General features: G+C 43.8%; 21 protein-coding genes. 11 read left to right on the top strand and 10 right to left on the bottom strand.

All coding sequences use genetic code 11. The annotated features are described in order from the left end of the window. Nucleotides 1–43: 43 nt before the first annotated feature. From ACED25_RS15985 to ACED25_RS15975, 3 genes are all read right to left on the bottom strand, one after another. The gene (locus ACED25_RS15985; RefSeq protein WP_371695667.1) at nt 44–1255 is read right to left on the bottom strand and encodes an acetyl-CoA C-acetyltransferase; all 1212 of its coding nucleotides are present in this window, start codon (nt 1253–1255) and stop codon (nt 44–46) included. Nucleotides 1256–1281: 26 nt separating this feature from the next. Then, a complete protein-coding gene (locus ACED25_RS15980; protein ID WP_012600512.1) occupies nt 1282–2022 on the bottom strand; it encodes an SDR family oxidoreductase in 741 nt (246 codons plus the stop codon). A 567-nt stretch (nt 2023–2589) separates the two neighbouring features. Continuing rightward, complete coding sequence (locus tag ACED25_RS15975; protein WP_371695655.1) at nt 2590–3270, bottom strand: SH3 domain-containing protein; 681 nt, start codon at nt 3268–3270, stop codon at nt 2590–2592. A gap of 96 nt (nt 3271–3366) precedes the next feature. Here ACED25_RS15975 and ACED25_RS15970 point away from each other — a divergent pair, with 96 nt between their 5' ends. Then, the gene (locus tag ACED25_RS15970; protein WP_017101824.1) at nt 3367–3942 is read left to right on the top strand and encodes a hypothetical protein; all 576 of its coding nucleotides are present in this window, start codon (nt 3367–3369) and stop codon (nt 3940–3942) included. A 260-nt stretch (nt 3943–4202) separates the two neighbouring features. Then, nucleotides 4203–4445, top strand: a complete 243-nt coding sequence (locus ACED25_RS15965; RefSeq protein ID WP_009845471.1) for a hypothetical protein — start codon at nt 4203–4205, stop codon at nt 4443–4445. Between the two features lie 219 nt (nt 4446–4664). On the opposite strand, the gene ACED25_RS15960 is transcribed toward ACED25_RS15965, so the two are convergent. Then, nucleotides 4665–5123, bottom strand: coding sequence for an Lrp/AsnC family transcriptional regulator (locus tag ACED25_RS15960; protein ID WP_102250017.1), 459 nt, complete (start codon nt 5121–5123; stop codon nt 4665–4667). A gap of 149 nt (nt 5124–5272) precedes the next feature. Here ACED25_RS15960 and ACED25_RS15955 point away from each other — a divergent pair, with 149 nt between their 5' ends. Together ACED25_RS15955 and ACED25_RS15950 are read left to right on the top strand one after the other, a co-directional pair. Next, nucleotides 5273–6202 carry a DMT family transporter gene (locus ACED25_RS15955; protein WP_371695666.1) on the top strand — a complete coding sequence of 310 codons (930 nt, stop codon included), beginning with the start codon at nt 5273–5275 and terminating at the stop codon, nt 6200–6202. 158 nt (nt 6203–6360) lie between these two features. Further along, a complete protein-coding gene (locus ACED25_RS15950; protein WP_371695653.1) occupies nt 6361–6816 on the top strand; it encodes an exoribonuclease R in 456 nt (151 codons plus the stop codon). A gap of 267 nt (nt 6817–7083) precedes the next feature. On the opposite strand, the gene ACED25_RS15945 is transcribed toward ACED25_RS15950, so the two are convergent. Next, nucleotides 7084–7425, bottom strand: a complete 342-nt coding sequence (locus ACED25_RS15945; RefSeq protein WP_004731398.1) for a YggL family protein — start codon at nt 7423–7425, stop codon at nt 7084–7086. Between the two features lie 252 nt (nt 7426–7677). Here ACED25_RS15945 and ACED25_RS15940 point away from each other — a divergent pair, with 252 nt between their 5' ends. Next, nucleotides 7678–9705: a PhoX family phosphatase gene (locus tag ACED25_RS15940; RefSeq protein WP_371695652.1), complete on the top strand. Its 2028-nt coding sequence runs from the start codon at nt 7678–7680 to the stop codon at nt 9703–9705. A gap of 249 nt (nt 9706–9954) precedes the next feature. Here ACED25_RS15940 and ACED25_RS15935 read toward each other — a convergent pair whose 3' ends face one another. The 3 genes from ACED25_RS15935 to ACED25_RS15925 form a co-directional block, all read right to left on the bottom strand. Beyond that, nucleotides 9955–10575 carry a LysE family translocator gene (locus ACED25_RS15935; RefSeq protein ID WP_004731394.1) on the bottom strand — a complete coding sequence of 207 codons (621 nt, stop codon included), beginning with the start codon at nt 10573–10575 and terminating at the stop codon, nt 9955–9957. A gap of 164 nt (nt 10576–10739) precedes the next feature. Beyond that, entirely contained in the window at nt 10740–12026 is a 1287-nt protein-coding gene (locus tag ACED25_RS15930; protein WP_371695651.1) for a DEAD/DEAH box helicase, read from the bottom strand. A 182-nt stretch (nt 12027–12208) separates the two neighbouring features. Further along, the gene (locus ACED25_RS15925) at nt 12209–13192 is read right to left on the bottom strand and encodes a GTP-binding protein (RefSeq protein ID WP_371695650.1); all 984 of its coding nucleotides are present in this window, start codon (nt 13190–13192) and stop codon (nt 12209–12211) included. A gap of 540 nt (nt 13193–13732) precedes the next feature. Between ACED25_RS15925 and clcA the strand changes: the two genes are divergently transcribed. Both clcA and ACED25_RS15915 read left to right on the top strand, forming a co-directional pair. After that, nucleotides 13733–15139, top strand: a complete 1407-nt coding sequence (clcA, locus tag ACED25_RS15920; protein WP_017078301.1) for a H(+)/Cl(-) exchange transporter ClcA — start codon at nt 13733–13735, stop codon at nt 15137–15139. 301 nt (nt 15140–15440) lie between these two features. Continuing rightward, entirely contained in the window at nt 15441–16421 is a 981-nt protein-coding gene (locus tag ACED25_RS15915) for a TDT family transporter (RefSeq protein WP_122047488.1), read from the top strand. 159 nt (nt 16422–16580) lie between these two features. Here the strand turns inward: ACED25_RS15915 and hmpA are convergent, their stop codons facing one another. Further along, on the bottom strand, nt 16581–17777 hold the full coding sequence (gene hmpA, locus ACED25_RS15910) for an NO-inducible flavohemoprotein (protein ID WP_371695648.1): 1197 nt from the start codon (nt 17775–17777) through the stop codon (nt 16581–16583). Nucleotides 17778–18125: 348 nt separating this feature from the next. On the opposite strand from hmpA, the gene norR reads away from it, so the two are divergent. Further along, the gene (norR, locus tag ACED25_RS15905) at nt 18126–19718 is read left to right on the top strand and encodes a nitric oxide reductase transcriptional regulator NorR (RefSeq protein ID WP_009845485.1); all 1593 of its coding nucleotides are present in this window, start codon (nt 18126–18128) and stop codon (nt 19716–19718) included. Between the two features lie 89 nt (nt 19719–19807). Next, nucleotides 19808–20167, top strand: coding sequence for a glutaredoxin (locus tag ACED25_RS15900; protein ID WP_065679986.1), 360 nt, complete (start codon nt 19808–19810; stop codon nt 20165–20167). A 108-nt stretch (nt 20168–20275) separates the two neighbouring features. On the opposite strand, the gene ACED25_RS15895 is transcribed toward ACED25_RS15900, so the two are convergent. Then, entirely contained in the window at nt 20276–20869 is a 594-nt protein-coding gene (locus tag ACED25_RS15895; RefSeq protein ID WP_009845487.1) for an OmpA family protein, read from the bottom strand. A 271-nt stretch (nt 20870–21140) separates the two neighbouring features. On the opposite strand from ACED25_RS15895, the gene ACED25_RS15890 reads away from it, so the two are divergent. Continuing rightward, a complete protein-coding gene (locus ACED25_RS15890) occupies nt 21141–21767 on the top strand; it encodes a thioredoxin domain-containing protein (RefSeq protein ID WP_099165583.1) in 627 nt (208 codons plus the stop codon). A 42-nt stretch (nt 21768–21809) separates the two neighbouring features. After that, nucleotides 21810–22283, top strand: a complete 474-nt coding sequence (locus tag ACED25_RS15885) for an FKBP-type peptidyl-prolyl cis-trans isomerase (protein ID WP_371695647.1) — start codon at nt 21810–21812, stop codon at nt 22281–22283. The last annotated feature ends 103 nt before the right edge of the window (nt 22284–22386 follow it).

Here is a 22386-nt window from a genome sequence, read left to right as displayed (position 1 = left end):
AGCTGATCCGATGTTTTTAAGCTTGCTACCGATACCTTAGGCTCTAACCTTCAAGACCTTTTAGCAAAACAGCGGTTCCCATTCCTCCACCCACACAGAGCGAAGCAACGCCATAAGTCGTTTTCTGTTCAAGCATTTCATAGATGAGTGAAACAATAATTCGATTGCCAGACGCACCTAGAGGGTGACCAAGCGCGATTGCACCACCATTCACATTGACCTTTGGCTTGAACGCATCAAGCGGTAAATCATGCTGCTCTGACAATTGGTACATTACGCCAAGGGCTTGTGCTGCAAACGCTTCATTCAATTCAAACAAATCGATTTCTTCGAGGGTGAGATTCGCTTTATCAAGCGCTTTAGAAACCGCTTCTACAGGTCCTAACCCCATGATCTTTGGGTCCAAACCTGACTGTGCGTAACTGGTCAGTTCCACTAAAGGTGTCAGGCCATATTTCGCTACCGCCGATTCAGACGCTAAGATAATGGCACTTGCGCCATCATTGATGCCCGAAGCGTTACCTGCCGTAACCGAACCTTCACGGTCAAAGGCTGGGCGAAGCTTTTGCAAAGCTTCGAATGTCGCGTCTGACTTCGGATACTCATCGGTATCAAAAATGACGGTTTGTCTGCGCTGCTTGACTTCTACAGGCACTATTTGCCCGCTAAACTTACCCGCCTCAATCGCTGCGACGGCTTTCTGTTGGCTTTCTAGGGCATAGTTATCTTGAGCTAGGCGCGAGATATTTAACGTGTTCGCGATATTTTCAGCCGTCATGCCCATGTGATAATGATTAAACGCATCGGTTAAGCCATCACCAACCAACAAGTCTTTCATCGAGATGTCACCCATTTTGTGACCATTACGAACACTCGCGGGCACTACAAAAGGGATTTGGGACATCACTTCAACGCCAGCAGCAATAACCACTTCAGCATCTTGTGCTTTGATGTGCGACGCTGCGTCCATCACCGACTTCATGCCGCTGCCGCAAATCATGTTCACACCGTATGCAGGTGTTTCCTCAGGTAACCCTGCATAGATGGAAGCCTGACGAGCAACCCCCATACCTTGACCTGCCGAAATCACATTACCAACGATCACTTCATCAATCGCATCCAACGAAAGATCGACAGACTCCAACGCGCCTTTGATCGCAACGCCAGCCAACTCGCCCGCAGATACGTTTTTTAGCGACCCGGTGAATGCACCAATAGGAGTGCGCTTAGCCGCAACCATAAATACTTTTTCCATCATTCCAATCCCTTCAGTTTCGCCAATTAGTGCATGTACAAGCCGCCATTCACAGACAATGTTTCACCTGTAATGTACGCCCCAGACTCACTCGCTAAAAAGCCAACTGCATCGGCAATTTCAACAGGCGTCGCTAACCGTTTCATTGGAATTTGATTCTTTATAGAATCAAGGACTTCAGGTTTCATTTGTTCAACCATAGGCGTGCCTGTGTAGCCAGGGGCAACAACATTTACCGTCACACCACTCCTAGCGCCTTCAGCGGCAAGCGCTTTTGAAAAACCAATCATCCCGGCTTTCGCTGCTGAGTAGTTAGTTTGTCCGAATTGACCTTTAAGACCATTCACTGAAGAGATATTAATGACGCGGCAATTGCCCTTTTCACACATAGGCGCAAACAGTGGTTGAGTAACATTGAAAAGGCTGTTTAAGTTCGTTTCAATCACGTCTTTCCATGCTTCGGCATCCATCTTCTTAAAAACACTGTCACGCGTTATACCCGCATTGTTGACCAACACATCCACCGTGCCTTCTTCTTCTAACAACTTGCTTAAGCTCAGCGCACATTCCGCAGTATTGGTAACATCTAATTCAAACAATCTCACTTGATCTTCGGTGAATTGTTTTTCGTTAAACCAATCCAAGGCACATTGGTAATTCCCAGTAAAATAAGTCGCGATAACACGATAGCCGTCTGCAACTAACTTAGAGGAAATTGCTGAGCCGATACCGCCTTTTGACCCTGTAATTAAAGCAAGTTTTTTCATTAATGATTCCATCCCTTACAAGCAATTAAATAACAATGATGTTAATAAGATAATGTCTTAGTTGATAATTAAACTTTACGTTTTGCTTTAATTAAACCCTACAACTCAAAATCAAAAAGTATTATTACAAATAGATAATATTTTCGCATTATGATTAAAAACTAGACTTACATCCCAAAACCAATGAAATGTTAAATACATGTAAACAAACGCAAAGCTCTGATATTAATAAAGTTTATTTAATTTCAGTTTTATCACCAAGCAGATAAGCCTTTGTTAATATGAGATAAACCTATATCTCTCAGCTTGTTTCAAGAAGAATGCAATGTGGGAATTTGAAATGATTGATCATGAGAATAATAGGAAAGACCTTATTACTCATTAATAAATATTTAATGATGGTTATATATGATCTTCAATATGAATTGCAGGGTAAATAGAAAAACAAGCATTATAGGTAGCATAAAAAAGCCCACTCAATCTATGAGTAGGCTTTAGTTAATATCTTGGAAAAATAGAGTAATTAAAAGTCAGTGACGAATACCCATATTAAATGGGAATCGGCTCCTACTTCGTGAATGTTTCATTAGTATTTACATCTAGATAAATTTTGTTTTCAAGAGACAACCCACCACAATAAATAAAATAAACATCTCGGTTACTGTATTTAACTGATTTAACCCAACCGCCTAACTCTTCAAAATCACTTGGGTCGCACTCCCCTTCAGAGATAAGTTTAGCTACCGTGTTGCGGAACTTCTCTTGATGGAGCTTCAGATCATCGGATTTAGATAAGTATGAATCTAGTATCTCTCTGTTTTCTTGCTCAGAGATAATCACTTCATCACTAGATAGTCCAGACATTGAAATCCATTCCGCCGTCTGTGGTCCGCCTTCCTTTAAAACAATATAGTCAGAGATACGCGCCCATTCGCCTTGCTTCTCTAGTAGTTCGACCTTTTCACCCTTATAAAGATAGTCGGTTATCAAACCATCAATTTCGGGCTGCTCGACTACTTTTAGTTTTCTATCTAAAACGTAGAACTCAGTCTGTTCTGGCTCAGGCTGAGTACTAGTGAGGGATGCAAGGTCAGATTCAGATTGCGCCGCGACTTCAACAGCCGGCGCTTCCTCTTTCTCTGGCGGAGTGGGGTCTTTTTTCATGACGAAGAAATAGTATGCAGCCCCTCCTCCGCCCAATATTAATAACACAAGTAAAGCGATCAGCGCTTTTTTCATCAAATCCACCAGCTCTTCCGTTTTAGGTATATTTCAAGTGTACATCAACTCATGTTGCTGCTCATCTATACTCTTAATAGAGAGCGAGTTAAGTAGAGGTAAATCATGAATTTTTTGGTGAAGGTTGTCATTATAAGTGTACCTCTGAGTGCCGATATCGCGTTAGCAGACCATTGTGACCGTGAAAACTGGCAAACACTGTTAGATCGCCAGTTATCATTTGAAGAACGCTATAATCAATACACCAAAGAATTTAACCAAGTTCTCTCGACCTATGAATCACAAACGTTGCTATCGAAACATTTCAACGAAAAGCAGATCATTGGGCTTTGGGCAAAGTACGAACAAAGATTTAATGTGCAGCTCAATAGTCATATGAATACCGCTTATGATGTCTCTGAGGTTCTATTAAAACAGGCGTATATTGTGTCTACAGAACTAGATGGAGCGGAGTCTCTAACGCATTCGTGGCAAACCATAGCTAAACACTGCGCTAAAGCAAGACTACCGCGTCAAACAGAAAGTGCACAGGTACACGTACAAAGCTCACAATCACTCTCGCAAGATCTTCATACACTCAGTAAAAAATTTCGTCAGCTCTCTTCAAAATACCGTAAAGAAGCGACGATGATTGACGAAGCTCGCCACACAAACCAACCGATAAACGATGTACAAAACTGAAATGATTACTCACTTGCTTAACTTGATTATCCCAATAATCATAGTTCGAACAAACCAACACATTCAGAAATATAATCAGTCAAAGCTTTATCAATAAGTTGTAAAACTAATGTGGTAACTATCAACAATGACGTTCAATTTCCGACCAATGCAAGCGACTATGTGAGATATTCATCACAAAATAGATTTACAAACGCCAGAAAATTGTTATCATGATTATTCATATAACTTAATAACAAGAAATATTTTGGCTAGGTAATATGCAAAAAACTATGGCTTTCAACTGCTTGAGTAACACGGAAGGGACTGCAGAGATAAGAGGTAAACTTTTATCTGTCGCTAAACACATGGAAGAGTTCGGTTCAGTAAGTGAGCTAGAGCTATGTAAGATATTTGGAGAGACGATTTGGAATGACGGTGTGGATTATCATTCACATGCTTTTTCATTCAGAATCAACGCTCAAACCGGGGATTGTTCAATCTCTAACTTTAAGTATCACTAAGTTTTGCACCTATCATATACGGAGTACCTTTCACGAGGTGCTCCGTTTTTTATTGTTGCGTATCCGCATTCGTCAGATAGCCGTTAATAGCGACCGTACTTCCTATTAGTCATAAAATCATTTCTTTTTCAGCTCATGTCATCGGGCAGCGTGTCACCTACCTACGGCTTAGTCGGTGTAAACTGTTAGTTCGTATAGACAGTTTGTTCGTATAAACCGTTAGCTCGTATAAACCGGAAGTGGCGCATTGCCTTTCACTTGCCTAATCGCAAGATGGGTATGTATGTCTTTTACGTTGGAGAGTCGCTGTAGCTTTCTGGTAAATGCTTCGTAAGCCATCAAGTTAGGGCTGACAACTTCTAACAAGTAATCATAAGCCCCAGATACAACGTGGCAGCTGATGACCTCTTCCATCTCGACAACCGCACTTTCAAATTTATCAATCGACACTTCTTGGTGGTTGTTCAAGCTCACCTCAACAAACACGCTCATTGCGATGCCGACCTGTTCCCGTGACAGGCTCACACGGTAGCCATCAATAATCCCTTTTTCTTCCAGTCTTTTGATGCGCCTCGCGCACGGTGAAGCCGATAAGCCAACTTCATCAGCTAACTCAGCGGTGGTTAGCCTGCCGTCTTTCTGAAGCAACTCAAGAAGATGTCTATCAATCCTATCCATAGCAAATACCAATTATTGGTTAAATTTGTTAACAATTGACAAGATATTAGCAGAAATCATCAACAATAACTTAAGTTAGAACAAAACTTGCCAACCTGTGGCACACCAAGTACCCCATAATGAGTCATCATCCACTTTCCTTGTTTATTATGAAGCTTGGCTACCTATCTATTATTGTCACTCTGCTCATCTGGGCGAGCTTTTTCCTTTCTCTTAAAGGCGGCGCAAATTCAGACTTAACACCTGCTGACATCGCACTGACTCGATTCCTCATACCTGCATTGGTGCTATTGCCTTTGATGTGGAAAGCACGCAGCACGATCGCTGCTGTCCCGAATCGATACTTGGTCGGTATGTTTGTGGGGTGTGGGTTGCCTTATTTACTCGTTGCAGGGACAGCCATGCAGTTTGTTCCGGTATCACACGGGAGTGCTTTGGTTCCGGGAACGCTTCCTCTGTTCGTAACAGGGATCGCGGTACTCTTTTTTAAACAACCGCTTAGCCGACATCGTGTCGTTGGTTTAGGTCTTGTTTTACTCGGGATATTGTTGTTTCTAGGAAATAGCTTAAGCAGCTTCAACTTTGAATACACCAAAGGTCACTTGTTGTTTTTGTGTGGCAGCTTAATGTGGGCGACTTTTACCATCTCAGCACGTGTTGCCAATCTTAATGCGCTTGTGAGTGCGAGTTTCATTTCATTTTGTTCCACTTTGCTGTTGCTGGTCCTTATCCTTACAGGAACCCTCCCTAGCCATTTAATGAGTACACCAATTGCTCAATGGCCAGTCACAGAGCTTGCCGTACATTCAGCGGTACAAGGCGTCGGCGCAGGCCTAATAGCGGCATTCACTTATCTCTATGCTGTTAATACACTAGGAGCAGAGCGATCAGCCGCCTTTGGCAGTGCAACACCCGCCGTTGCAACTTTGTTGGCGATCCCACTGTTTAACGAGATTCCAGATACGATGACTTGGTTAGCGCTTGGTTCAATTTGTATTGGCAGCTTGGTCGCGAGTAACATTTTCATGAGAAACGATCAGTCTATGCAGTATCAACCGCCAAGCCATAGCAAAGCCTGATACTGCGTTCAAACCTAAATACAGTTCCCCTAAACATCAATTTTAGGGCTTGTAGTACATAGATAAGCCTACAAACGTAGGCTTATCTAAAATCTGCTTTTTCTGAACTCGCTTCTCCATTAAACTGTCCGGCCTTTTTGCAGATCCAAGAGAACACCATGCAACGCGATTACACTTTAACTTGCTTAAACAACATGCCTCGTGAAGAACTAGAAGAATTTAGTTTAAGAATGATTCATCGCCTTGTCCCTGAAGATGCAATGACGGAACTGTTTACGTTCGAACAGGAAGAAGTGGCCAATGAAGAGCGTATGCAATCAGCGAAGTTTGATGCGATGTTGCGAATGACAGCAATCGCGCTGAGTGAAATGAATCTTGCGTTTAGTGAGTCGGATAACTCACAACAAAACATCGAGCGCATGACTCGACTATTGCTTTGGCACTTCTATGCAATGTCGTTCAACCTTGAGCAAGCGATCAGCCTTGAAACTCACTGTGACAAAGTCGAGAAGATTTTGTCGAAAGCACCGACAGAAGCATTTGGTTGGGTTAAAGAGCTCACAGAGTTGCTGCACTTCTATGCAAAAGTGAACGAAGAAAACGACGCTAAGTAAAGAGCACTAAGTCACGGGACGAATTGAAAAAGCGCATATTTCCAATTCTGCTTCAAACACTCCAACAAGTTGCTCGCTCCCCCTTGGACAAGTCGTACAGGTTCTAAATCGAAGAAACCTACAACACTCGAAACCCGAGGTCTGGTGTTGAGCTGACCAAACGCAAAAGGCCCAATCGACATACCGACTGGGCCTTTTATCTGATGTGTCAAAGTTCTCTCACGAAAGCTCAATCGATTTCAGCTGAGCGAACCATACACCACCAAATTAGAATGCGTAGTTTGCGTCAACAAGTTCGCTTACTTCAACTTTGCTTACTTCTGCGCGAGCTTCAAGCCATTGTGCAACTTGCAGTTGTTCTGCTTCTGTTACTGAACGGTAGCGCTCAATAGAACATAAGAAACCTTCAAACAGCTCAAGGCCACCGCCACCAAAGCACAGACCGATGCTATCGATAAAATCGATGAATTCATCAATGAACACATCGTACTGGTCAAAATCAGCAATCGAAGTCGTGCAGCTTACTTCAAAACCTAAAATAGCGAATTCACCTAGGTATAATTTCTTGCGTAGGCGACGATTTTTGTTTTCGATTTTATCTAATTTCATAACTGTCTCTCTTTTCGTTTGATAAAGCATTTATACACAGTTCCTCGTTAATTCCCAAGAGTTTTGTATTACACGAGAGGCTTAACGGGAAAAATCGTGCTGCAGAAACAAAACCTTAATCAAAACTATAAAAATCTGTCACTTAACTGCTTCACGATTGGTCACACATTGAACCAGCTATTAACTCATTAGAAATAGCTTGGTTACACGTGAATAACGAATAATAAAGTCAGCCAACAGGAAGCAGTCCCGATGAGCAAGGAAACATTTGATAGCACTCGTTTTAACAAGAGTAACAACAAGCCCTTCGAAGAAGTTCTAGATGCGAACCTTTCAAGAAGAAATGTATTGAAAGGCGGTCTTGGCATCAGTGCAATGACGGCGTTTGGCGCGTTTGGTTTAGCGGGTCACAGCGCGGCCAACGCTGCGACAATGCAAGCAACGAGCGCACAAAAAAGCACTGCAACACTTGCCTTCGAATCGGTTAAAGGCTCTTTGACAGACAGTGTCGTTGTACCAAAAGGCTATACAGCACAAGTATTGGTTCCTTGGGGTACCCCACTGAATAAGCAAGGCAAGGCTTGGTTAAAAGATGGAACCAACAACGCACAAGATCAAGCGAACTCACTGGGCATGCACCACGACGGCATGCACTTCTTCCCGCTTGATGGCAACAGTAACGACGGCTTGTTGGTGATCAACCACGAATACATCGACCAAAAAGCACTGCACGCTAATGGTCCAACATACGATGAAGGCAACCGCCCTAGCCTTGATGAAGTACGCAAAGAGATCAACGCGCACGGCGTGAGTGTTGTTCGAGTAAAACTTGAAGGCAACCAATGGGTGATGGTCGATAACGATCCACTGAACCGCCGCTACACAGGCGCAACAGTAATTGACCTGTCTGGCCCTGTTGCTCACAGTGAATTTGCCAAAACCAAGTTCTCACAAGACGGCAGCCAAGCTCGTGGCACGTTAAACAACTGTGGTAATGGCTACACGCCATGGGGCACTTACCTAACGTGTGAAGAAAACTGGCCGGGTTATTTTGTTAACAAAGGCGAGACAACGCCAGCACAAGAACGTATTGGTATCGCAACCGACAAAACACGTTACGGTTGGGACACGCTTTCAGGCAATAAACAACAACGCTTAGACGAGTTTGCACGCTTTGACGTAACACCAAGCGCTGATTCGCCGATTGATGACTACCGTAACGAAGCACATGGTCACGGCTACATTGTCGAAATCGACCCATACACAGCGAACTCTCGCGCTAAGAAACGTTCTGCACTGGGTTGTTTCCGTCATGAAGGCTGTACGTTCGGTAAGTTGACCGAAGGCGAGCCGATCGTATTCTACTCTGGTCACGATTCTCGTTTTGAATACCTGTACAAATTCGTTTCTGAAGAGAAATGGGACCCGCGTGATTCAGAGCCGAGCAATCGCCTAAGTGCGGGTGACAAGTATATGGACAAAGGCACGCTATATGTGGCTAAGTTCAACGATGACGGTTCAGGTACTTGGCTACCACTGATTCTGAGCAGTAAGACCACAAACGGCGGTAAGCTAGGTGATTCATTTGATTCTCAAGCAGCACTTATCATTAATACCGCAGGCGCAGCCGACCTTGTAGGCGCAACGCCAATGGATCGCCCTGAATGGTGCTCTGTTGACCCGATGACAGGTACGGCTTACCTAACGCTAACTAATAACAACAAGCGTAAAGAAGCGAACTCTGCGAACCCTCGCGTAGACAACAAGTTCGGTCATGTTATTCGTTGGGATGAAGGCAAAACAGCAGGCGAGTTCGATTGGGATATCTTCGTATTTGGCTCTCCAGCAGTAGAAGACAAGTCTATTAACCGCTCAGGTCTAACGGACATGAACCAATTCGCAAGCCCTGACGGCTTAGCGTTTGATGCTCGTGGCATCTTGTGGATTCAGACAGATAACGGCGCAGACGAAGTAACTGGCTACACCAATGACCAAATGCTGGCAGTGGTTCCATCTCAGTTAACGGATGACAACGGCAACAGCGCGGTAATTGATGCAAACAACCAAGCACAACTTAAACGCTTCTTTGTTGGTCCAAACGGTTGCGAAGTAACAGGCTTTACCATTAGCCCTGATTACAAATCACTGTTTGTGAACATTCAACACCCTGCAAACTGGCCATCGTCAGAAGATGCGACCGCACAGACTAAAGGCAATGTGCGCCCAAGAGCATCTACCGTTGTGATTCGTCGTGAAGACGGCGGTGAAATCGCGGTTTAATAAGCAAATCTAGCTAAGATCATCAACCTTACTATTATCTAGTTTCTGTTCGCTAGCTAAGTAAAATCAAAAAGAGCGATAAGGCTAAATGCCCTATCGCTCTTTTTTTAAATTCTATACGATCTTTGATTCAACTAATGATCTGCGGCTTTGTGAACTGCTCTTCACCCCAAACCAAATCACGCACCGTCATCCTCGAGAAGGAGGAACGACTGAATCGGGATCTCAAACCGTTACCGCTGATCACAATTAACTCACGAACAACCAAACACCAACGCCCATCATCAACGTACCTGCAATACGGTTCATTAACTTAACGTTATCGGCTTTGCCCAGCATATGCTTTAAGCTCTTTCCGCCTGTCGCGTATAAGGTCATGCAAACAAACTCAGAAACCAGAATAATCGACACTAAAATCAACAACTGCGGCGCTAAGTCTTTATTGCTGTTAATAAAAGGAGGCAGTAACGAAATCATGAATGCCCAACCTTTTGGGTTCGCGATTGCCGTTACGAAGCCTTGTACCACCAAATCCCAATCATTACTGACTTTTGTTGTTTGGTTGTCAGTACTGATCGCCAACTTGCCTCTCGAACGCCACATCTGAACGCCTAAATAGAACAAATAAGCTGCACCAACAAACTTGAAGCCCGTAAATAGCCACGGGTAGTTCAACATAATAGATGCAATACCCAATACCGCAGCAATGGAAACCACAGCGACACCGGCCAGTTCACCGATCATCATCCATAATGTACGTTTGTATCCAACACTCATTCCAAGTGTCAACGCCAAAGTCATACACATACCGGGCGTGATTGACACGAAGAAAAACGTGGGAATAAAAGCCCAAAGTAGTGCGCTATCCATATTATTACCTTACTGGCTTATTTTTATTTAGTGGCTTTTGCTTCTTGATCGGACTTGAAATGAAGCGAGGTTGAAACGAAGTCGTGATGACAATAACCAATATTGCGAACAATACAAACAAAAAGAGCCACATAACAGTGGCTCTTTTTAGTCACCAACCGTAATTACTTACGACGGTTTTTAATTCGCTTCATCATAGTCAAACGACGTTCAGCGCTTGCTTGATCTTGAGGCTCTTCGTTCGCGTTGTTCTTACGACCTTGGCGGTTTTTGTAAGCCGATTTAGTGTTCAGCTTCTCGATGTAAGCATCACGTTTCTTCGGTTCATAACCCGGTTGTTCAACACGGCGAATACGTTGTTGAATCAGTTTTTCGACTTGAACAAAAGTCAGCTCTTCTTCGCGGTTAACAAAAGAGATTGCATGACCTTGTTTACCAGCACGACCTGTACGACCAATACGGTGAACGTAATCTTCCGCTAGGAAAGGCATATCATAGTTAATTACGTGTGGTAAGTCTTCGATATCAAGACCACGAGCCGCAACGTCGGTTGCAACCATTACGCGCGCTCTGCCTTCTTTGAAGTCATCCAAAGCACGACGACGAGCACTTTGCGCTTTATCACCGTGACAAAGTACCGCTTTAATGCCGTCTAGCTTGAGCTCTTTAACTACATCGTTTGCTGTTTCTTTGTAGTTCACGAAAACAAGCACTTGGCGCCAGTTTTTACGACCGATCAGCTCAGAAAGTAGCTCTGTTTTACGCTCTTGATCAACTGGATACACCACGTGACCAACAGTTGCAGCCGTTGAGTTTTCACGCTCAACACTGATACGTTTTGGTTTACGCAGAATATCAACAGACAGTTGGTTTAACTGAGTTGATGTTGTCGCCGAGAACATCATGATTTGTGGTGATGTTTCTACATCTAGCATGATCTTACGAACGGCATTGATAAAGCCCATATCAAGGATACGGTCAGCTTCATCAAATACTAGAAATTCTAGGTTTGCGATAGACACGTTACCCGCTTCTAAGTGCTCTTCTAAACGGCCAGGTGTTGCAACCAAAATATCCACACCCAGCTCTAGTTGACGAACTTGTGAAGACATCTTGTTACCACCGTAAACCGCAGAAACGCTTAGTTCCGTGTATTTAACGTAGTCTTTAATGTTTTGAGCGATCTGCGCAGCAAGCTCACGAGTTGGAGCAAGAATAAGGCCGCGAGCCGTTCCTCTAGACGCCTTTTTACCGCTGTTCAAAAGGTGCTGAATAACAGGCAATGAAAATGCCGCTGTTTTACCCGTACCGGTTTGAGCAGTAGCAAAAATATCATGGCCTTTACGAGCCATTGGAATCGCCTTTTGTTGAATTGGAGTGAGTTTTTCATAACCACACTCAGTCAACGCTTTGACTAATTCAGGAGCAAAACCTTGAGAGGAAAATGACATTGTTACGGGTTCCTTAAGCAGACAGCCTACATTCTTATTTCAGCCGAGCACTATAAAGTAATTAGAGTGATTTATCTCACATTTATCGTGATATAACGCAAACTTTCTCATTTAATCTGGTGTTTACCCCACCTTCAACGAAGTAAACACCGAGATCATCAGTTCAAACAGTAAAAATGGCGCTATTTGATGCCACACAGCTTGAGTAGAATCTGCTCGAGTTCATCCCAAGGCATTAACTGCGAGTCGATCACTTCAAGACGAGACTCAAAGCCATCAAGGGAAATTTCATTCACGGACACCACTTGATTCGCCACATTGAATGCGTAGCAACCTTGGTCAGTATTCACCACGGCTTTTACACGTTCAGCCGTTAGATCCGACAACATTGAGAATAGCGCATCGAAGTCGAACTTATGCTCTGCACCAAATAGCCAACCGCAACTGAAATAGCCCTGTCCTTTATTCTCTTTACGGATGAACGCTTCACCGGGAGGAAGTTGGAATTGAGGCTCTTGTTCAGCGTGATCGTGATGGTGCGCTTCAATATGAGAGGAAGCACTGCCGTATACTCTTTCAATGTCCAACACTTCCAATGGCACTTCACCATCGTGAATTAGCTTATGGAAGACTTTTGCTGGCGTTTGATCCGTCACCCAATCATTGAACACATCGATGTCTTCAGAATGAACAAGGTCAACCTTAGTACCAAGAATCACATCTGCACTGTCCAGTTGATCATTGAAGTTCTGATTAGACGTATATTTCTCAATCGACAGATTTCTTGGGTCAACCAAACCTAGCGTCGCTTTTAGGTCAACGTAAGGTGTGTATTGCTCTGAAGTTAACGTCGCAATAACCTGCTTTGGATGACCAAGCCCTGTAGGTTCAATCAATAAACGGTCCGGCTTCTGGCGTAGTAAAGCATTAATACCCACCGACATAGGCACACCAGCGGTACAGCACATGCAGCCACCCGGTACTTCTTTAATCAAAGCACCTTGATCTGTCATCAATGCGCCATCGATGCCAATTTCCCCGAACTCATTAACCAGAACAGCCCAGTTTTCATTCTCAGGTTTATTTTTGAGCAGGTTCAAAATAGCTGTCGTTTTGCCAACACCCAAGAAACCCGTAATTATGTTTGTAGGAACTTTTTTGGTCATATCAGTTCTCCTTTTTTTAGGAGTATATACACAATCACGGAGAAATTGACCCCAATCGCTTGTTTATACGGAGAATGATTTAAGCCAGAAGTTGTATGAGTGTCACTAGAAAGGGGGGAACTATGAAAAAGGAATGCTCCAGACGAACTAAAGGCGTACTTACTCAGTACGCCTCACCCTCGTTACTCAATCGTGAGTTCGCGAATCAGGAAGCCTTAAATATCGACCTGAACATTTAACGAGGAACTAAAACTTTATTCTGAATCCATCCAAATTGTGTGTAAAACCTCACTTCTCCTTGCGGTTCGTTATGTTGCTTTACGGTTTAACTATGGTTCATTTTTGGGGATATTCAAGCCGCCACCGGAGAATCGATCAAAATTGTGACGGCGATTCAACTATTGCCTATAGATTCCATTTATGTAACACGTATATTCCATAAATGAAATTCAACTTTGCATCTTTGCTGCTATAGGATATGCAGAGGACGCGTATAATTTATTGCAGTCCCGCCTCAACCCATTCAGGAGCCTTATCTCAATGACCAGAAGAGAGAAAATTAAGCAGTCCCTACTCGCCAAAATGCCAAGGGATGCTATTAATCAATTTCTCTCAAGAGATAAAACACCCGCTTCCGTTCTCTTTCTTTCTTGTATTGTAGGTGTACTTGCTGGCGTGGTGGGTACCTATTTCGAAGTCGCGGTTCATTTCATCACAGAAACTCGTACCGATTGGCTTAAAGATGAAATCGGTAGCTATTTACCCCTTTGGCTGGCCGCTTTCCTTATTAGTGCTGCATTTGCCTTTATTGGTTACTTCCTCGTTCACCGCTTTGCTCCAGAGGCTGCAGGCTCAGGCATCCCCGAAATTGAAGGTGCTATGGACGGTATGCGCCCTGTTCGATGGTGGAGAGTATTGCCAGTAAAATTCTTTGGCGGTATGGGCGCATTAGGCTCTGGTATGGTTTTAGGTCGAGAAGGACCAACCGTTCAAATGGGCGGCAGTATTGGTCGCATGGTCACCGATATCTTTCGAGTTAAAGATGACGATACTCGCCACTCACTATTAGCTTCGGGTGCCGCAGGTGGTTTAGCCGCCGCATTCAATGCACCACTGGCTGGCATCATGTTTGTAGTCGAGGAGATGAGACCACAGTTTCGCTACTCACTCATATCAATTAAAGCCGTCATCATCTCCGCGGTTTCAGCCAACATCGTTTTTCGATCAATCAACGGACAATCTGCCGTTATCACTATGCCTCAATACCAACCGCCTGAACTGGATGCTCTGTGGTTATTCTTGTTGTTAGGCGTGTTGTTCGGCCTGTTTGGTGTGATTTTCAATAAGCTGATTACCCTTTCGCAAGACCTGTTTGTGGCAATACACAAGAATGACCGTAAACGCTACTTAATGACAGGTTCCCTGCTGGGCGGTTGCTTTGGCTTATTGCTGCTCTATATACCCGAGTTGACTGGCGGTGGTATTGGTATCATCCCGAACATCACGAATGGCAACTACAGCGCAAACGTGCTGCTGTTAATCTTCTTAGGGCGCGTGCTCACCACGCTACTTTGTTTCGGCTCTGGTGCACCGGGTGGTATCTTTGCACCAATGCTTGCCCTAGGAACACTCTTTGGTTACGCGTTTGGGCTTATCGCGGCTGCATTCTTTCCTGAACTGAACATAGAGCCGGGTATGTTTGCGATTGCCGGCATGGGCGCCTTATTTGCCGCCACCGTGCGAGCGCCTATCACTGGCATACTGTTGGTTATTGAAATGACCAATAACTACTACCTCATCTTACCGTTGATCATCACCTGCTTAGGCGCGGTAATCATTGCTCAGATGTTAGGTGGTCAGCCAATTTACAGCCAACTACTTAACCGTACGCTGAAAAACGAGAAACTAAGACAGCAAGATCTCCCTCAGCAAGAGGAAGTTCGTTAATTACATTGAAAACTTCAGTTCAAATGTGGGACTTAAACGTAACTCGTTAAGTTCCACTAATACAGTCAAATTCCACTACTACAATAAGCAAACCAAGCTCAATATTTATAGAACACTCAAGAAAATCAAAAACACTTTCATCGCGCTTTATATATCAATTTCGAATCAAAACCTTAAAAGCAAACGTTAAACTTGCTATTATCCACGAAATTATTTACATGCCTAACAACACCGATTGTGAGCATGACTGAACGTTTTGATTAGAGTATACGTTCTACATTTAACTGAGTGGAGCAAGTCGTTGAACTGGAGAAGATTAACCCAAGTAAAGAATGTTCCACCATCTCAGGCATCTTTAGCACTTGGCGTTATAGGGCTGGGGCAAGCTTGGGCATTATATCTTCCAGGGGTTGGTGAGCTCATTCGTTCTTACCTTGCTGCGTTTGGCGCACTGTTATTGCTACCCGTTTTACTTCGTTATCTCACAAGTTTTGATACTTTTATCAATGACATTCGCCATCCACTTAGCGGAAGCTTAATGGCGCCGATGAGCATGGCGTTATTGATTCTATGTGACTATCTCGCCGAGATATCTCCAATAATCGCCTATCCAGTCTGGTTCTGCGCGTTGTTGTTGCATTTTACCATGATGGTGTTGTTCTTTAGTTTCCAGATCCTCAATTTCAAAATGTCGAACATTGTGCCGAGTTGGTTCCTGTATCCCGTGGGGTTAATCAGCAGTTCCTTAGCAGGTACACAGTTTGGACACACCGTTTTTTCAGAGACACTGGCGGCCACTTGTATCGGTATCTATTTCCTCATGCTGCCAGTGGTGTTGTATCGCTTGGTGTTCGAAGGAAACCTGCCACGCCGAGCAAGACCAACACTCGCAATCATGGCGGCTCCGGTTAACTTATCTTTAGCCGCTTACTTGGTGAACTTCGACAACCCAGATCCGATTCTGACAGGAGCATTGGCTGGCATTGCTATCACCATGACTCTATTGATTTACTTATGTTACATCCGTCTAATGCGTCTGAAGTTCCAACCTTCGATTGCAGCCGTCACCTTCCCGTCCGTGATCAGCGCCATTGCTATGCACCGCTTAACCACATTTTTCGGTGCTGAATACCCACAATGGTATTGGCTGCATAAATTCGGCTTCTTTGAATTAACCATCGCGACCATCCTAGTGATTTGGGTGGCAGGCGGTTATGTGAAAATGTACTGGCCTGAGTTTTTTGATTCTGATTACATGTCCAAAAAGGTTAAGCGTTCTTAAAACGAACGCCAGAAGATCTTACCCTGATCACCCCCTACTCGAATATCCAATTGTCTCTCGCTGGACAAACCAAACGAAAAAAGGCCTCACAATGTGAGGCCTTTGAATAGGCAAGGTGTTAATAGTTCAGGCTAGTGTCAATAGAACTGTCGAGAGCTATTAGAAATCGGCGTGAGGGCCAAAGACTTCGTAGTGGACGCGAGAACGGTCGACTTTAAGTGCATCTAGCTGTTCTACGATGTTCTTCATGAAGCCAACAGGGCCACAAATGTAAAAATCGCTCTCTTCAAAGCCGTTGGTGTCAGAGATAGATGCTAGATCCATTTGACCTTCATGTGTGTTCTCACACGCAGACTCGCCTTTGTTCATGTACCACGTTTTCGCTTCCCAACCTTTATCGGCAACAATGTCTTTAACGCGAGTCGTGAAAGAGTGTTGACCTACGTTTTCACAAGCGTGAAGGTACAGTACAGGTTCGTTTTTCTGCTGGTTGTTTAAGAACTCAAGCATTGATTGCATTGGTGTTACACCCACACCTGCAGAGATAAGCGTTACTGGCTTGCTACGCTCTTGATACATGAAGTCACCCGCTGGAGCATATAGGCTAACTTCATCACCGACAGCAACAGTATAGTGCATGTGATTAGATACTACGCCTTGAGTCTCTTGACCTTGGCCTTCACGTTTCACAGAAATTCGGTACTGCTTGCCGTTTGGCTTGTCTGATAGTGAGTATTGACGGATCTCGCTGTACTGAGCACCTTCAGGTTTTACTTCGATACCGATGTATTGACCTGGAGTGTAATCCAGAACGTCACCGCCATCTTTTGGTTGTAGGATGAAGCTTGTTACTAGAGCTGATTCTTCAATCTTATCTGCAATCACGAAAGTACGTGCTGCTTCCCAGCCACCTACCGCTTGCTTACGCTGTAGGTAAAGCTCTGCTTCACGGTCGATAAATACTTGCGCTAAGAATAGGTAAGCGGCAGTCCATGCTTCTTCTACTTCTGGAGTAAATGCCTCAGTCGCTAATTCACGTAGTGTTTCAATCAGGTGCAAACCAACAATTTGGTAGTGCTCTGGTTGAATGTTAAAGCTCGTGTGTTTCTGTGCAATACGTTCAACCGCGGTGGTTAACGCTGCTAGGTTTTCAATGTTTTTAGCATAAGCCGCGATAGCTTCAAACAGTGCGACACCTTGGCGACCTGTTCTTTGGTGAGTCATATTGAAGATATCTTTCAACTCAGGGTTATGTGTAAACATACGTTGATAGAAGTGTTGAGTTAAAGCAGGGCCTGCGCTTTCTAAAAGAGGAATCGTCGATTTGATGATGTTGATATGTAGATTGTTTAGCATTGATTTACTCCGAACACTTAGTCTTTTGACCTTTCATGTCAAATTGACTAATTTATTTAAAGATGACTTTATATTAATTCTTTCTCAATGAGCTCTTTGGCTACTATTTTTGTGAGAATCACGTGGACTGATAAATTCGCATTAATTGATTCAAATCAATGATGGGTCAGATATTCAGTCATATAGACAACACGCAATGGACACACTGCACAAACGGTGCCAACATGCGAAAGCTTGTTGTGCCTAGCATTCCTTCAAAAACCCTCTTCAAACTTTAGTCAAAAAGACCTTTTTTTTATGTCATAAAAACTCTACCATGTATAAAAATACAAACAGTATGAGCCCTTTATGCAAGATATCTCAGCATCCACTCTCATGGAAATGACCATTGGTTTAGCCAGCGGTGTGAACGATCAAGACCGTTTCAATCGCTTAATCGATGCCATTCGTAAAACCATAACGTGTGATTGTGTCGCACTTTTAAGCCTTCAAGGCGACACGCTAGTACCCATCGCAATGCAAGGGCTCAGTCGAGATACATTCGGTCGCCGCTTTATTATTTCAGAACATCCACGTTTTGATGCGATTTGTGCATCGCGTTCTCCAGTTCGTTTTGATGCGGATAGCTCATTGCCTGATCCTTTCGATGGCTTACTGATCGACCACGACGGCGATTTGCCTATGCATGCCTGTATGGGTTTGCCTCTTCTTTTTGGTGACAAATTGTTAGGGGTACTAACCCTCGACAGCCTAAAACCTGATGTCTTCGCGAATATTCCTGCTCGGAACCTAGAAGTTCTCGCTGCTATTGCTGCCTCTACGATGCAAATGGCGATGACTTTCTCGCAACTTGAACATCAAGCAAAACAGTCAAAGCAATTACTGGAAGAGCTGAATGTTGAAGCGTGGGAACGTGACGGCGGCGAATTGATTGGTAATAGTGACACCATGGTCGCGCTTAAAAACGATATCGCGGTTGTCGCACCCTCTGAATTTAATATTCTGATTCATGGTGATACAGGTGTTGGTAAAGAGCTCGTTGCTCGAACCCTGCATCACCAATCGCAGCGTAAACGTAACCCACTCGTCTATGTCAACTGTGCAGCTATTCCTGAGAACTTGGTAGAGAGTGAACTATTTGGTCACGTTCGTGGCGCGTTTACTGGTGCAGACAAAAACCGCTTAGGTAAGTTTGCTCTAGCCGATGGCGGCACGCTATTCTTAGATGAAATTGGTGAATTGCCTTTAGCAGCACAAAGTAAGCTATTGCGTGCACTGCAAAACAACGAAATCCAACCTGTAGGCCAAGACAACATTCAAACTATTGATGTTCGTGTTTTAGCTGCAACCAACCGAGACTTAAAGCAAGAAGTTGAAGACGGTCGATTCAGAGCCGATTTATACCACCGATTGAGTGTGTACCCTATCGCAGTGCCAGCTCTGAAAGACCGAGGTGACGACATCAGCTTGCTAGCAGGCTTCTTCCTAGAACAGGCACGTCGTAAACTTGGTATCAACCAAGTTAAATTCCGCTCTGATGTACTGGTATTTTTAAACCGTTACGGTTGGCCAGGTAACGTACGTGAGCTTGAGCACGTGATTAGCCGCTCAGCACTAAAAGCATTAGCTCGTAGCACCAACAAAAACCTCGTGACAATCACTAAAGAAGATTGTGGCCCACTCGACCAAGATCAGCCTATAGCGACGACACAGGTAAAAAACACACCTTTATCAACACCAACGATCGACCTATCTGCAGGTTTACGTGGCGCTACCGATGATTTTCAACGCAGCATCATCACTGAGGTGTTGGAAGATGCCAACTTTAACTGGGCGCAAGCAGGGCGAGTTCTGAAAACAGACCGAGCAAACCTGACTCGACTGTCCAAACGTTTAGGGCTAAATGTGGCGAAGTCTCACACGATCGAACGGACAAAATAGATATTAGCGGTTTGTTGCGAGCATCTGACAAAACTTGTGTATATAATGCTGCAAATTGTAACGCTAATTTTAAATATGTAGAGAGAGTTATGAAGTTTATCCGTTGGTTTTTAGGTCGCGTCATCTTGCTGTTGAATTTTGTTTTCAGCCCACGCGGTGTGAAGCGTTCTCAAGAAGAACAAAGCAAAGTGAACGAACAGGCAAAAACGCACACGTTGTACCAATTCGAAGCATGTCCATTTTGTGTAAAAGTGCGACGCTCGATGAAACGTCAGTCTGTTCAGTTTGAACTTCGTGATGCAAAAAACAACGAACAACACCGTGCAGAACTTGAAGCTGGCGGCGGTCGTGTGAAAGTGCCTTGTCTACGTATCGAGAAAGACGGTAAAACTGAGTGGATGTACGAATCTTCGGATATCGTATCTTACTTAGAAAAACAGTTCGCATAAGCGGAAAAAGCAACACAAGCTAAATACAAAAAATCCCTCTTCATGAGGGATTTTTTTATGTCTGTAATCGATACGCTCTTTCGATTCAAAGAATCAAGCTTCTCGCATCTATTTCGCCACAATCAGCATCAACTCTACACGGCGGTTACAGGCTTTACCTTGTGCTGAAGCGTTGTTACACGCGGGAACGTACTCACCGAAACCGCGGGTGTAAATAGCACGACTCGAAACATAGTTACTTTCTAAGCGAGCTTTCACTTCTTTTGCGCGCTGTTCAGAGAGCGGATCATTAACACGATCACTGCCTGTATTATCCGTGTGTCCTTCAATGACGACATCAATGTCTTGGCGTCGAGAAAGATAGCTGCCTAACGTGTCCAACCAATTGTTGTAAGCGGGTTCAGGAGATGTCGAACCTGTTTTAAAGTTCACATGCTGTACAAGCTTTACCATCACATGGTTGCCAGGTAAAACTTCAAAATCGATACGGTTTTGTCTTAAAAAGACTTCCAGTGGATCATTGGTCGAAACGCCACGTCCGTAGTTAGTGGTAATAGTTCCTTGCTGATGAGTGGTTTGAACCACACCCCATTCAGGGTACATAATGTCATAATCAGTTTTCGGTGCAGTTTGTAACATATCCTCACCGAATAACCCTGTTGGTAACGTAGTTTCGCACCCAGCCAAAGCTATGCTTAACATTATCGCTAAATATCTCATTACTTCACCAACCACTTATGCAGATAAACCATTCACTAATGTCTATATCGGCACTGAGAGAAAAACTTTAGACAAAAACTTTATACGAAAAGAAAGCACGTCCAAAAAAAGTGTTTTTGATCACAGTTAATCGTCAACTCGCCTGTCATCGCCCGCCCGTTCCAACTGTTTGCATTTATTTACCTTATAATTGTTTTCCAATTCGTACTAAATAGTTAGAATCTCACGACTTCTCAACGCTAGAGCAAACATTATGTTTAAACCATTTACTAAATTCATCACAGCACTTGCTGCCGTACTGATTATCGCGGGTTGTAGTGAAACAGACGAGCCACAGAAAGGCGTTCAATACGAAGCGCTGCCTACTGCTCTAACTGAATTTAACCTGTCTCCGATCACTGAAATCTTCTCTCTAAATTGTGGTCACTGCCGTCAAATGGAAAGTGCAATTCCAGAGATCGAATCTCTAACAGACCAAACTATTGGCAAGATGCACGTTACGTTCAATGAAAGTGCTCAAATCAGCGCAATGATCTACTACACAGCAGTAATGCAACTTGATGCGACCCCTGACCACGCGTTCATGGACGACCTATTTGGTGCGGTTCAAATGGGTGCAGATGCGACTCCTGAACAACGTCAACAAGCTCTAGAGACTGCGTTCACTTCTCGTGGTCTGGTTAGCCCATACCAACTGAACAAAGAACAGCAAGTCGCTCTATTTGACTACGTAAAGAAAGCTGAAGAGATCTCGGTTAAAGGTCAAATCAACTCAGTACCAACATTTATCATCAACGGTAAATACCAAGTACTAACAGCAGGTCACCAAGATGTTCAAGGTATCGCAAAAACGATCAACTACCTTTTGACTCAGCCTTAACGGCTTTTCTCTATAAAAAATCAACAATAAATAGGTTTTACTATGTCTAAATTTATCATCCCGGTCATTGTCTTTATTTTGGCTGGCTTCATGAGCTACCGCACTTGGATGAACCATAAATCTGGCGAAGAAAATATTGAACAAGGCCAACAATTCCTTATCGAAAACGGCGCTAAAGAAGGGGTTGTTACGACTGAAAGTGGTCTTCAATACCTAGTTCTTGAAGAAGGTACTGGTACAGAGCACCCAACTAAGAACAGCAAAGTAACGGTTCATTACCACGGTACACTTATCGACGGCACTGTTTTCGACAGCTCTGTTGATCGTGGTGAGCCAATCTCATTTGCTCTTAAACAAGTGATAAAAGGCTGGCAAGAAGGTTTGACTTACATGGTCGAAGGCCAAAAAGTTCGCCTGTTTATCCCAAGCCAATTGGCTTACGGTAAAGGTGGTTCAGGCCCTATCCCACCATCAGCAACTTTGATTTTTGATGTTGAGTTAATCTCTATCAAATAATTGAAGAGACTGATTTAAGCCCTAACATACGAGCTATATTGGGGCTTTTTTATATGTGAACGTTTGAATAATTGAATAATTGAATAGTTGAAGCCACTTTTGT

Source organism: Vibrio sp. 1F263, from assembly GCF_041439035.1.
Lineage (GTDB): Bacteria > Pseudomonadota > Gammaproteobacteria > Enterobacterales > Vibrionaceae > Vibrio > Vibrio tasmaniensis_A.
The sequence above is the reverse complement of the archived record's forward strand: the minus strand, read 5'-3'. Positions and strand labels throughout refer to the sequence as shown.